The organism is Micromonospora sp. NPDC049903 (genome assembly GCF_044460945.1).
Lineage (GTDB): Bacteria > Actinomycetota > Actinomycetes > Mycobacteriales > Micromonosporaceae > Micromonospora.
The window spans coordinates 8,729-19,853 of record NZ_JBITKL010000025.1; the positions used below are offsets into that span (position 1 = coordinate 8,729).

Sequence of the window (11,125 nt, forward strand, 5' to 3'; positions counted from 1 at the left end):
GAGGTGGCGCGGGTGGTCGTCGCCGTCGGCGACCTTGACCGGGCTCGGCAGTTCGCCGAGCAGGCTGAGACGGTGGCCCGCGCGATCACCGACCCGTACTCGCAGGTGTGGGCGTTGGTCGAGGTGGCGCGGGCGGTCGTCGCCGTCGGCGACCTTGACCGGGCTCGGCAGTTCGCCGAGCAGGCTGAGACGGTGGCCCGCGCGATCACCGACCCGAGCTCGCAGGTGCGGGCGTTGGTCGAGGTGGCGCGGGCGGTCGTCGCCGTCGGCGACCTTGACCGGGCTCGGCAGTTCGCCGAGCAGGCTGAGACGGTGGCCCGTGCGATCACCGACCCGTACTCGCAGGTGCGGGCGTTGGTCGAGGTGGCGCGGGCGGTCGTCGCCGTCGGTGACTCCGGGTGGGCTGAGACGGTGGCCCGCGCGATCACCGACCCGAGCTTGCAGGTGTGGGCGTTGGTCGAGGTGGCGCGGGTGGTCGTCGCCGGCGGCGACCTTGACCGGGCTCGGCAGTTCGCCGAGCAGGCTGAGACGGTGGCCCGTGCGATCACCGACCCGAGCTCGCAGGCGCAGGCGTTGGTCGAGGTGGCGCGGGCGGTCGTCGCCGTCGGTGACTCCGGGTGGGCTGAGACGGTGGCCCGCGCGATCACCGACCCGAGCTCGCAGGTGCGGGCGTTGGTCGAGGTGGCCCGGGTGGTCGCCGCCGGCGGCGACCTTGACCGGGCTCGGCAGTTCGCCGAGCAGGCTGAGACGGTGGCCCGCGCGATCACCAACCCGTACTCGCAGGCGCAGGTGTTGGTCGAGGTGGCGCGGGCGGTCGTCGCCGTCGGTGACTCCGGGTGGGCTGAGACGGTGGCCCGCGCGATCACCGACCCGAGCTTGCAGGTGTGGGCGTTGGTCGAGGTGGCGCGGGTGGTCGTCGCCGGCGGCGACCTTGACCGGGCTCGGCAGTTCGCCGAGCAGGCTGAGACGGTGGCCCGTGCGATCACCGACCCGAGCTCGCAGGCGCAGGCGTTGGTCGAGGTGGCGCGGGCGGTCGTCGCCGTCGGTGACTCCGGGTGGGCTGAGACGGTGGCCCGCGCGATCACCGACCCGAGCTCGCAGGTGCGGGCGTTGGTCGAGGTGGCCCGGGTGGTCGCCGCCGGCGGCGACCTTGACCGGGCTCGGCAGTTCGCCGAGCAGGCTGAGACGGTGGCCCGCGCGATCACCGACCCGAGCTCGCAGGCGCAGGCGTTGGTCGAGGTGGCGCGGGCGGTCGCCGCCGTCGGTGACTCCGGGTGGGCCGAGACTGTAGCGCGCGCGATCACCAACCCGAGCTCGCAGGTGCGGGCGTTGGTCGAGGTGGCGCGGGCGGTCGCCGCCGGCGGCGACCTTGACCGGGCTCGGCAGTTCGCCGAGCAGGCTGAGACGGTGGCCCGCGCGATCACCGACCCGCACTCGCAGGCGTGGGTGTTGGTCGAGGTGGCGCGGGCGGTCGCCGCCGTCGGTGACTCCGGGTGGGCCGAGACGGTGGCCCGCGCGATCACCAACCCGCCCTGGCAGGCGCGGGCGTTGGTCGAGGTGGCGCGGGTGGTCGCCGCCGCCGGCGACCCAGACCGGGCTGGTCGGCTTCTAGGTGCAGTGTTGGCGATGACTTCATGGCAAGTGTCGTTATCGGCGTTGGCGGAGTGTTCGCCGCAGGTGGTGCTCCGGCACGTGGATGGTTTGTCCGGTAACGAACGGTCGCGAGACACCTAGTACTCCAGCCGCACCTGGTGGAGTCGGTGTCTTCGCTGGTAGTGGGCTGTTCTGGCGCGGTGCTGGTGTCGTCGTCGTCATCGTGACCATCGGCCCGCCCGTAGTTTCCAGACCAAAAACAACGATAAGAACTGAGGGTTGATCAAGGTCTGTCCTGAGCCCTAGCGTCCCGTCCCGTTTGGTGACGATCGATGTTCAGGCGGTGGTTCGTGGCGACTCAGGACGTGTTTTCGGCGGAGGAACTGGCGCGCCTTCGGGGCTTCCCGGAGATCAACCGGGCGGAGCTGATCCGGTACTTCACGTTGACCGGTGCGGACGAGGCGTTCGTGCGCCAGTTCCGGACCGGCCGCAACGTGCTGGGCGTGGCGGTCCAGTTGTGCACGCTGCCGTGGCTCGGGTTCGTGCCCGATGAGGTGACGCTGGCGCCGGACGCCGCGGTGGACCGGTTGTCGCAGCGGCTCGGTTGTGCGTGGAGTCGGTGCCGGCCTGCGCGACCTGCGTCGGTCGGCCCGCTTCCGGGTCTACGCGCGGGTCACCGGACACCATCACTGTCGTCGATGATCTGGTTGAACAGCGCGATCGCTCCGCCGACTGCCGCGCCACCGGCGAGCAGGGCGCCCGTCCAGCCCTCGCCGGACGCGATGGTCAGCCCGGCAGCCGCGCCGCCGACCAGCAGGCTCAGCGTCAGGATGAGGCTCGCCCGCACGCTGAGCAGGTACGGACGCCCGGCGGTCCGCGATTCTCTCGCCACGCTCGACTCCAATTCGGATTGGTCCTTGACTCCACAGCACCGTACACTATGGTACGTAGTTGCAATCGACTCCGTTTCGGAGTCGCGGAGAAGGGATCGAGTGTGACGCTGAGCGGGGACCCGTCGGTCGGGGAGTACTTCCCAATCAATCTGCGCAAGATCCGTGAGGAGAAGGGCCTGTCCCAAGCCGAGCTGGCGCAGCGGATGAAGGACCTCGGCCACTCCTACACCCAGGCGACGATCTGGAAGCTGGAGCAGGGGCACCGCGAGCCCAAGCTCTCCGAGGTTGTCGCCCTCGGCGCCGCTCTCGACCTGTGGATCTGGAGCGAGCTAGCCGACAAGCCGGCCACGTTCGACGTGGCGACGGTGCTGGACCGGTGGCGGCGCCGAGCGTACGAGTTGGCCGAGCGGACCCGCGCCGCCGCCGCCGCGCAGATGGACGCACTGGTTCAGCTCGCGTTCGCCGTCAAGGCGGCCGAGGAGGCCGGGCTGTCGGTCGAGTGGGCGAGGAAGCGCGCTGGCGGATTCCTGGAGCTGACCCCGGAGGTGACGGTGCTGCGCGAGGTGCTGGCCGCCCGAGTCGCCGACCAGTTGGAAGATGAAGAACGCGATCGCCGGTGGGCCGAGGAGGACCGCCTCGTGGAGCAGATCGTGGGTGCGCTCGAAAGCTCGGGGCTGCCCCTGGTGATCAAGCCCGAGGAGTTCGAGGTCGTGGGACCGAACTCGCCCCGCGACGACAACGTCGAGGCGGCCGACTAACGCTGGGGGAGCGTTCCTGATTCCCCGGAATCCCGCCCGTCCTGTAATGCCTCCATAAGTGTTCTTATGAAGGCACCGAGACGCCGTGATCCGGACCGCCGGACTCGGCCTCGTCCCGGCGAGCCGGGACCACCCGTAAGGCCCCGGGCCGCCACCTGATCATCCCTCCGACAGGAAGGCACCTCACATGCCCACCAGGAAGCCGACCGACGCCGGCCGGGTGCCCCGGGCCCGCCGGCTCGCGCCGGTCGACCCCGAGTTCGCCGCTCTCGTCGCGGCTGTCGAGTCGCTGCTCGCCGAGTGGAGCGGACCGGGCCCGGTGCTGCCGCACGGCGTCGCCCACCAGGATCTGCGCACCAACCTGCTGACGTGGCACCTGCGTGGCCTGCCCGCGCAGCTCGACCACATCCGTACCGCGCTGCGCGCCGCCGGCCCGGCCGAGGTCCGCCTCGCCCGCGTCCTGGCCGACATCGCCGCCGTCGACCCGTCCCGGCACGGCCACACCGGCCCGGACACCCCGCAGATCACCGCCCGCTACGACCGGCGCAACGCTCTGATCTGGACCGCACTCGCCCTGGCCCACGAGGCCGGCATCCCCGCCGGAGTCGGGCACGACCCGAGCGACCTTCACCCGACTGTCGTCTACATCGAGCTGCCCGCCGGGCAGATCTCCTGGCACCTGCCCGCCCACCCGGCGGCCTGGGACGGCCACACCACCAGCACCAAGTACGACCGGGTGGCCGCCTTCACCGCTGACCTGGCGAGGGCATGACATGACACTGACCTGGGCAACCGCCACCAGCCTGACCGACCTGGGAGAGCTGACCGCACGATGGCTGACCGGGGATCTCGACGAGACCCCCACCTACGGCGGGCCACCCGATGAGGAGACCGCGACGCTGGTCCCGGTGCTGGCCGCCCTCAACCGCGCCGGGTTCGTCACCGACTTCTCCCAACCCGGCCAGGAACTCGACCAGGGCTGGCGGCAACGCGCCGCGATCAGCGGATTCGTCGACGATCCCACCTGCAGGCGGCTCACCGCCGCGCTCGCCGCGACCGACCTGGTGCTGCTGCACGAGTACAGCGACAGCGGTGTCCGCATCCCGGTCACTCTTGATCACGGTGCGGCCCACACCTGGGTGGGTGGCGTCTCGGGATTCGAGGACTGGGAAGGCGAGGTCGGCAAGACCGCGCTGTATGCGCTCGACAACGCCTGGTACGTCACCGTCGTGGATCCGGTCTGGGGCCGCGCCGAGCACCTATGGCACGTCCTCACCAACGCGCTGAACCTGCCCCACCCGGCGAAGGTGAGCCGGTGATCCGGGTCCGGGTCGTCGTGGACGACGTCGACGAGCTGCACGCGGCGACCCACCCGATTGACCGGCGCTGACCGTGATCGACGATGGAGCCCGGTGGTGGCACCCGGCGTGCCTGCGCGCCGAACAACGCAAGCGAGGGATCACGCAGTGAATGTCCTGTCCGGAGAGCTACTTCCGGCCGCCCGACCACCCACTGGCACCACGGTGGCGAGTAACGGCGGTGACGAACTGGAGATGCTGCTGCGGGAGTGGCTGATCGGCTACCAGTCGGTCAACACCAGGTCGGCGTACCGGCGCGACCTTAGACACTGGCTGGACTTTCTTGCTGCGTCCGTGGTGGATCCGCTGACCGAGGCCCGCCGGGTTCACACGCACGCGTGGCTGCGCGCCCAAGAAGCCGCCGGCGCGGCGCCAGCGACCCGGGCCCGCAGGCTGGCGGCGGTGTCGTCCTTCTACGCGTGGCTGATCGCCGAGGACCACACCGACCGGGCCAACCCCACCGGCATCGACACGAAACGCAAACCGCGGGCACCACGCACGTCATCGACAGCCGGCCTGTCCCGCGACCAGGCCGACGCGCTGCTGGCCGCCGCCGACACCGACAGCAGTCCCCAGGCGGCACGCACCGCCGTGATCGTGGCGATCCTGCTCTACACCGGGCTGCGCGTCGGTGAGCTGGTCGGCGCCGACGTCGAGCAACTCGGCCACAACGGTGGCCACCGGGTCCTGCGCTTCACCGCGAAGGGCGACCGGCCGCACCTGGTCGCGCTGCCCGCTCCTGTCCTTCGCCGCCTGGACGCCTACCTCGCCGGCCGCACCGACCTCACCGGCGACCGGACGCCCGTGCCGGCCGGGCAAGCCGGCGCCGGAACGTGTCGGCCGCTGGTGGCGACCGCCAGCGGCGGCCGACTGGACCGAGGCGCGGTCTGGCGACTACTACGCCGCCTCGCCCGCGCCGCCGGTATCCCGGTCACCATGAGCGCCCACGTCCTGCGGCACACCTGCGCCACCCTCAGCCGCGACGCCGGGGCGAACCTCGAAGACGTCCAGGACCAACTCGGGCATGCCGACGCCCGTACCACCCGCCGCTACGACCACGGTGGCGCCCGGCTCGATCGCGCTCCGGCCTACACCCTCGCCCGCTACCTCAACGGTTGATCGGGCTGGGGGCAAGGCCGCCTTGGCTCCACCTGGCGGTCGCCGGCAGGATCAACCGGGGGGCAGGGCGGACCTGACCCCCGGCCCGACTCGTTGAGCAGGCCATGACGGATCAGGTGCACCACCTGCGGGACAACCCGGCGGGCTACTACGAGGTGCTGGGACGGGTTATGTCGGCCCTGCGCGAGACCGGCGCGCTCAACGGCGCCACCCATCTCGACTGGTGGCAAGGCGACGGCGGCCGGACCTGGGAGATCGAGTGGCAGGGCGGCCCCTTCCCGGCCGAGGTCGCCGCGCGGCTGCTGGGAGCGCCGGAGCCCGGTGGCGACGACGACCAGGGCGAGCACGCGGTACGCGGCCTGATCTCGCCCGGCCGAGGCGTAAACGAGCGTGCGCACCTGGTCGTGCTCGACGTGCCGGTGAACCTGCGCGCGATCGACCCGATCGGCGCCAGTCAGGTGTGGGCAACCCTCACGCTCGCGCAGGGGTAGAGGGAGTCCGAATCGCGGCGCTCTAACGCTGGTCGGCACCGAAGATGGTAGCCGCAGGCACCGCGTCCGGCCGGTCGAGGGCTGGAAACTACGGACGGCCCCGAACTCGCGTCGCTCGACACCGACGGCTACCGGCCGTTGCGGCTCTTACGATCGCGGCACATCCGCGTGACGATCCGATGCCATAGGGTTACCGGCATGGTCGATGTGAACGATGAACTGGACCATCAGGGCATGGCGATCGAGCTGATCGACGCCTTTGCCGAACGCGACGCGGCAGGTCTGGCCGCGCTCGACGCCGGCGGCCGGGCGGCACAGGTCCAGGCCCGGCAGGCCCTGTACGACTACGTCGACCGGATCTGGGAGGACGCCAAGGCCCGCGGCCTAAACCCGGCGGTCCGGCCGGACTGGAAAGTCGTGGCCGGGCTGCGCGACCTGACCAACGCGCTGGTCGAACAGGCCAGGGATGCGCAGACCGACGCCGGCGAGGACTGAGCCGCCCATGACCGACACCGGCTCGCGTGATGCCGAGATCCGGGACCTGGTGGCCAGTACGGCGATGCTCGGGCGTGAGCCGTGGCGCGACCTGCTTCTGCGGTTGACCGGAGGTCGGTGGCCGCGCCGGTCCGGCTGGCCGGTCGTGCCCCGGCTGGCCACGCCGTGGCAGGACACCGTCTCGAACGAGCGGATCGGCTGGCGGATGCGCGCGGCGAACCTACGCGGCCACGACCCCGATGACGCCTCCGTACGGGACGAGTTTGTGTTCGCGGTCGACTACCAGATATGTCATCGGTGCCGGACCGGCTGGGTCGAGCAGCCGCACACTCTGCCGGCCTACCGCCGCCGTGGCCTCGCCGCCGCCGGTCTCGCGGCGCTGCGCAGGGAAAACCCCGGCTACGCCTGGCACACCCTCGGCGGGCACATCGATGGCTCGCCGCCGTTCTGGAACATCATCGGCGCTGACGTCCCGGGCGGCTACCGGCCCCGCCGGGTATGCGAGCACATCACGGCCGGTGGCTGAACGGTCCAGGACTCAGAACGGCGCCTGAACCAAGATGTCGACGACGCGGCGCAGGGCTTTTCGCTCGTCCCAACACCTGCTCTGACGTCATCACCCGATCTCACTCCGGCTAGCCGCCTCGCCAGCGGCGAGGGGACATCAGCCTTCACTGGCGACACCTCGCACAGATGTGCGCCGTCACCGGCGTGTCGAACCTGGACAGCGCCGCTGATGTGTCGGGTCTGTGGGATACCGTCATCTCTCGGCACTGCGGTTGTCACCAACCGTGGACCTCCTACCATCCGGCGCCGCTTCTCGGAGCGACCGCGGGGCTCCGAACCCCGGAGCCGGAGAGGAGGAACACGGTGCGACAACAGCCGGAGCAGGACCCTCCGCGGGTCACCTCGCGAACCGAGCGGGTGTGGCAGATCGTGAGGCCTGCGCTGGAGTTGGCCGCCCTGATGGCGGCCTACAACCAGCGCGAGGGCCTCGCCGTGGCGGCGAAGGCCCTCGCGGTGCTGGGGCATACATCGGTGAACTGGTTCCTAGGCCGACGTCACCGGTGATTCCCGGGGGCGGGGAGCGTCAGCTTCCCGCCCTCACCTTTTTCTACGTCATCCCACCCTAAGACGTATCAGAGCTGATACAAGGACCGGCCGGTGTGTTGACTCAATCCGTTCCGCTGAGGAAGTTCTGAGGATGCTCCTCACGTAGAGGATGCGGTACACCCCCGACATCGTGGATGAGAACTAAGAAAGTTAGGAAGTCTCGATGGCCGGTGGCGTCTTGCGGCATGAGCACGCCTCCGTGCGGGCGATGGACACCCCACGCCACGCACGGTTGGCTGGATCTATACCCCTGGCAGGCGGTGCTCGACAAGGCGGCGTCCGGGCGACCAGGAGGCCCCGCACTGATCGGTATGCACAGGGCATCGACCAGGCCGTCTAGGAGGTTATCCACAGGTCGATGATTGTCGGCTGGACGGCGGAGGGTTGCTGGGCAGAGGCTGTGCCGCATGGAGTTCACGGAAGCAACGAGGGCCCTCAGTGCCAGGCTCGCCGCTGAAGATGACGATCTGGCCGCCGCCGGAGCTGTGTACCTCGCTGTCGCAGCCTGGAAGGCCGTGTCTGGCGAGGACACCTCTGCCTGGGACCGGTTCGGCTTGGAGATGCTCGATGTCCAGGCCCGTTTCTACGGCGACGACCAGGTCGAGGTCGACGCCACCGTGCCGGGCGGCGACCGTCCCCAGGTCCGGACCGCCGTCGCGGACCTCATCGTGCACCTCGCTCGGCACCACGACCGCAAGGCCAACGCCTCAGGCAACGACCTAGCCCGGCGGCTTGACCATGACGCCGCCGCCGAGCAGCTCCGGCGAGCAGCGGCGGCCCTGGCATGACGGTCGGCACCTGGCGCGACGAGGCGCACCGGGCAGTCCGTGCCGCCGCCACGGCAGTGACCGGGCAACGTGCCGACACCGCCGCCGAGATCATCGCGCTCCTGAGTGCCCGAAACGACCTCTACCGCCAGTTGGCCAGGGCCACCGAGCTGGTGGTGGGTGGACGGCCCGCCGAGGAGGTGGCAACACGGGCGGCGGCCGACCTCATCCTCAGCCGACACGGCCAGAGCCTGACCCGGTTCTACGTTGGGTTATTGGGCGCAGCCACGATGGAGCAGTACCCGCCGGCACCGCCCATCACGACCGGCCCTGCTCGATCCCTGCGCCGGGCCGCCGACGCGGTCGGCGTGATGGGCGACATCATCGCCAGTCACATCCCGCTGGGTCAGCGTCCGAAGACGCCAGAGGGCGCGGCTATCCGAGCCGGCGGCGGGGTCCAGGGAACCCTCAGTGGCCTCGCCCGCATCACCACCGAGGCGACGCTGATGGACGCCAGGCTGCCGTCCTGGCTGTCCAGGAACGAACTGGCCGGGAAGACGTACGCCCCGGCGGCGGATGCCGCCCGGTGGGTGGCGACCAGCCGACTCGGCGTCGTCGCCCGAGACATGGTCACTGCCACCACTGGTCGTCCCGGACTGGACGAACTCGATATCGCCCGGGTGCCGCTGGACCCGGCTCCGGCCGTGGACACGATTGATGCAGCGATCGTCGCGCTGCGGGCTGCCAGGACCTGGCTCTGGCAAAACCCGGACCAGGTCGCCGGTGTGCACCTGAGAGTCGGCACCCAGCTCGGGTTGGCCGCGCACATCCTGACCGCTGAGGGCACGCCGTCGAGTGTTGGTGGTTGGCGACAGGCAGCGATCGCGGCTGCTGACCTGCGCGCGACCCCGCCGTCGGGGACAGCTCGGGACGCTGCTGGTGAGCTGGGTGAGGTGCTGCGGTGGACACGTTCGCTGTTGGACAGCCCCGCAGCCCCGCCGAGGACGGACCTGGCGCGCCTCGCCGGGGAGTTGCCGCTGCTCGCCGCCGCCCTGCACCAGGGGCTGACCAGCGTGGTGCGTCGCCATGACCTGTTCCTCCGGGGGGAGAACACCTTGCGGCGCCCGACCGGTTCTCTGGTCTACCGAGCGACGGTGAGCTGGCGGCCGGCGATCGCTGAGGATGACCTCGTCCGGGACATCAGCCAGGCGCTGTCGCAGATACGTAGGGCGAGCGCAGCCAGCGCGGCGGCTACGGCCTTTCCCCGCCCGACACGGCCAGGGCCCCTGGTGGCAGACAGCAGCCGCACGGTCGGATCGGCGCGACCTCCTGGACGGGCATCGGACCAATCACGGTAAGCACGACGAAGTCTCGAAGGTCTGGGAGTGCCGAGTGAGGAGCTGTCGGTTCTCGTCCGTGCTGTTCTCTCGGCACTACTGCGCTTCATCACCGATCACGTCAGCAGTGTTCTTTCCCGCTGTGACAGACCTGCGATGATCTCGGTCGCCCAGGGGGGCGAGTCAGGGTGTGCTTAACCAGCGAGCGTCGCGCACCTGCGCCGGTCGGTGTAGTGCTGCGTACCGTAGCCGCTCCACCGCCGCTGCCACTGCGGCGGCTTCCGCCGGCTGACCTGGCCACCACTGCCCCAGAACCGGCCTGACCGCAGTCACCACCGCCGCTAACGACGCATCAGCAGCGGACAGGCCAACCAGAGCGGTCCGAGCATCCTTCATCGCAGCGCTCGCTGCCTGCTCGACCGGGTCGCGTGGCCAGCCGGTCCGGCGCAGGTGCTCCACCCGGTCGACCACCACAGCGGTCGCGGCACGCACCTCGTCGATGAGTTGTTCGTCGGTCACAGCCGCCAGTTTCCGCACGCTCTGTTCGGCCAGCACCGGGTCGTATCCGCTGCTCATGGCTCGACCGTAGCCCGCGTGGTGGCACTTCCCCTGGCCCCGGGCACAGAGCCTTGACCCGCCCCACGAGACCACCGACCAGGATCTGATCGTGAGCGCGTCCGGACCAACGAATACCGGCACAGCGAGGAGAAAGAGATCATTCATCACAACGTCGATACCGCGAGGTAGCACGCACCTTTTGAGCGGTAGATCCGTTTAGTGCACCCGGTATCAGCGCTGGAGGGTTGCCCGGTCTTTGCCGTACTGGCTGTGGTGGCCGAAAGCATCGCCGTGTGTCGGCGCGCCTCCCTCCATGTTGTTCACTGTGGTCCGTACCGTGAGTGCGGCACTGCTACAACTGCATCCTCCACTGGCCTGGCCCGCTCCATTGCCGGAGCCGACCGCGGTGCTCCGGACGGACCGGGGAATGGAAGTGGAGGAGACGGTGAAGGAGCAGGAGCACGAGCCGACGCGGCCGATCCCGTACCTGGTGCGGGTCTGGCAGTTCGCGGGGCCGGCGCTGGAGCTGGTCGCCCTGGTGGCGGCCTATCAACAGCGCGAGGGCCTTGCCGTGGTGGCGAAGGCCCTCGCGGTGCTGGGACAGGCGACGATGTTGGTTAGGCGCCGAACGCGTCGCTGAGGT

The 11,125-nt window shown here is 70.2% G+C and carries 14 protein-coding genes and 1 pseudogene; 13 read left to right on the forward strand and 2 right to left on the reverse strand.

The features are described 5' to 3' along the window. Both ACIBO1_RS26760 and ACIBO1_RS26765 read left to right on the forward strand, forming a co-directional pair. Positions 1-1,734, forward strand: a 1,734-nt coding sequence (locus tag ACIBO1_RS26760) for a hypothetical protein (RefSeq protein WP_396751174.1), incomplete at its 5' end; no start/stop codon positions are given. Positions 1,735-1,943: 209 nt separating this feature from the next. Then, a pseudogene (locus ACIBO1_RS26765) lies at positions 1,944-2,219 on the forward strand (DUF4158 domain-containing protein); the annotation flags it as partial. Positions 2,220-2,266: 47 nt separating this feature from the next. On the opposite strand, the gene ACIBO1_RS26770 reads toward ACIBO1_RS26765, so the two are convergent. Further along, entirely contained in the window at positions 2,267-2,485 is a 219-nt protein-coding gene (locus ACIBO1_RS26770; RefSeq protein ID WP_396751301.1) for a hypothetical protein, read from the reverse strand. 102 nt (positions 2,486-2,587) lie between these two features. On the opposite strand from ACIBO1_RS26770, the gene ACIBO1_RS26775 reads away from it, so the two are divergent. The 10 genes from ACIBO1_RS26775 to ACIBO1_RS26820 all read left to right on the forward strand — a co-directional run bounded on the left by ACIBO1_RS26775 (position 2,588) and on the right by ACIBO1_RS26820 (position 9,945). Further along, complete coding sequence (locus tag ACIBO1_RS26775) at positions 2,588-3,244, forward strand: helix-turn-helix domain-containing protein (RefSeq protein WP_396751175.1); 657 nt, start codon at positions 2,588-2,590, stop codon at positions 3,242-3,244. 187 nt (positions 3,245-3,431) lie between these two features. Further along, entirely contained in the window at positions 3,432-4,016 is a 585-nt protein-coding gene (locus ACIBO1_RS26780) for a hypothetical protein (protein ID WP_396751177.1), read from the forward strand. Position 4,017: 1 nt separating this feature from the next. After that, positions 4,018-4,563, forward strand: coding sequence for a DUF6919 domain-containing protein (locus ACIBO1_RS26785; RefSeq protein WP_396751179.1), 546 nt, complete (start codon positions 4,018-4,020; stop codon positions 4,561-4,563). A 147-nt stretch (positions 4,564-4,710) separates the two neighbouring features. Continuing rightward, entirely contained in the window at positions 4,711-5,721 is a 1,011-nt protein-coding gene (locus ACIBO1_RS26790; RefSeq protein WP_396751181.1) for a tyrosine-type recombinase/integrase, read from the forward strand. Positions 5,722-5,825: 104 nt separating this feature from the next. Next, on the forward strand, positions 5,826-6,212 hold the full coding sequence (locus ACIBO1_RS26795; protein ID WP_396751183.1) for a hypothetical protein: 387 nt from the start codon (positions 5,826-5,828) through the stop codon (positions 6,210-6,212). Between the two features lie 198 nt (positions 6,213-6,410). After that, on the forward strand, positions 6,411-6,707 hold the full coding sequence (locus ACIBO1_RS26800) for a hypothetical protein (protein WP_176096097.1): 297 nt from the start codon (positions 6,411-6,413) through the stop codon (positions 6,705-6,707). A gap of 7 nt (positions 6,708-6,714) precedes the next feature. Continuing rightward, positions 6,715-7,233: a hypothetical protein gene (locus ACIBO1_RS26805; RefSeq protein ID WP_396751185.1), complete on the forward strand. Its 519-nt coding sequence runs from the start codon at positions 6,715-6,717 to the stop codon at positions 7,231-7,233. A 410-nt stretch (positions 7,234-7,643) separates the two neighbouring features. Next, complete coding sequence (locus tag ACIBO1_RS26810) at positions 7,644-7,778, forward strand: hypothetical protein (protein WP_396751187.1); 135 nt, start codon at positions 7,644-7,646, stop codon at positions 7,776-7,778. A 449-nt stretch (positions 7,779-8,227) separates the two neighbouring features. Further along, positions 8,228-8,608 (forward strand): hypothetical protein, encoded by a 381-nt coding sequence (locus tag ACIBO1_RS26815; protein WP_396751189.1) that lies wholly within the window; start codon positions 8,228-8,230, stop codon positions 8,606-8,608. After that, entirely contained in the window at positions 8,605-9,945 is a 1,341-nt protein-coding gene (locus ACIBO1_RS26820) for a hypothetical protein (RefSeq protein WP_396751191.1), read from the forward strand. The genes ACIBO1_RS26815 and ACIBO1_RS26820 overlap by 4 nt, the downstream gene beginning before the upstream one ends. Positions 9,946-10,107: 162 nt before the next feature. On the opposite strand, the gene ACIBO1_RS26825 is transcribed toward ACIBO1_RS26820, so the two are convergent. Continuing rightward, positions 10,108-10,500 carry a hypothetical protein gene (locus ACIBO1_RS26825; protein WP_396751193.1) on the reverse strand — a complete coding sequence of 131 codons (393 nt, stop codon included), beginning with the start codon at positions 10,498-10,500 and terminating at the stop codon, positions 10,108-10,110. 409 nt (positions 10,501-10,909) lie between these two features. On the opposite strand from ACIBO1_RS26825, the gene ACIBO1_RS26830 reads away from it, so the two are divergent. Continuing rightward, entirely contained in the window at positions 10,910-11,122 is a 213-nt protein-coding gene (locus tag ACIBO1_RS26830) for a hypothetical protein (RefSeq protein WP_396751195.1), read from the forward strand. Positions 11,123-11,125 lie beyond the last annotated feature (3 nt).

Bases quoted from the DNA above. Each gene is read 5' to 3' on its own strand.
- ACIBO1_RS26820 (WP_396751191.1), top strand. From the start codon at position 8,605: ATGACGGTCGGCACCTGGCGCGACGAGGCGCACCGGGCAGTCCGTGCC.
- ACIBO1_RS26805 (WP_396751185.1), top strand. From the start codon at position 6,715: ATGACCGACACCGGCTCGCGTGATGCCGAGATCCGGGACCTGGTGGCC.
- ACIBO1_RS26800 (WP_176096097.1), top strand. From the start codon at position 6,411: ATGGTCGATGTGAACGATGAACTGGACCATCAGGGCATGGCGATCGAG.
- ACIBO1_RS26815 (WP_396751189.1), top strand. From the start codon at position 8,228: ATGGAGTTCACGGAAGCAACGAGGGCCCTCAGTGCCAGGCTCGCCGCT.
- ACIBO1_RS26785 (WP_396751179.1), top strand. From the start codon at position 4,018: ATGACACTGACCTGGGCAACCGCCACCAGCCTGACCGACCTGGGAGAG.
- ACIBO1_RS26795 (WP_396751183.1), top strand. From the start codon at position 5,826: ATGACGGATCAGGTGCACCACCTGCGGGACAACCCGGCGGGCTACTAC.
- ACIBO1_RS26825 (WP_396751193.1), bottom strand. From the start codon at position 10,500: ATGAGCAGCGGATACGACCCGGTGCTGGCCGAACAGAGCGTGCGGAAA.
- ACIBO1_RS26780 (WP_396751177.1), top strand. From the start codon at position 3,432: ATGCCCACCAGGAAGCCGACCGACGCCGGCCGGGTGCCCCGGGCCCGC.
- ACIBO1_RS26830 (WP_396751195.1), top strand. From the start codon at position 10,910: ATGGAAGTGGAGGAGACGGTGAAGGAGCAGGAGCACGAGCCGACGCGG.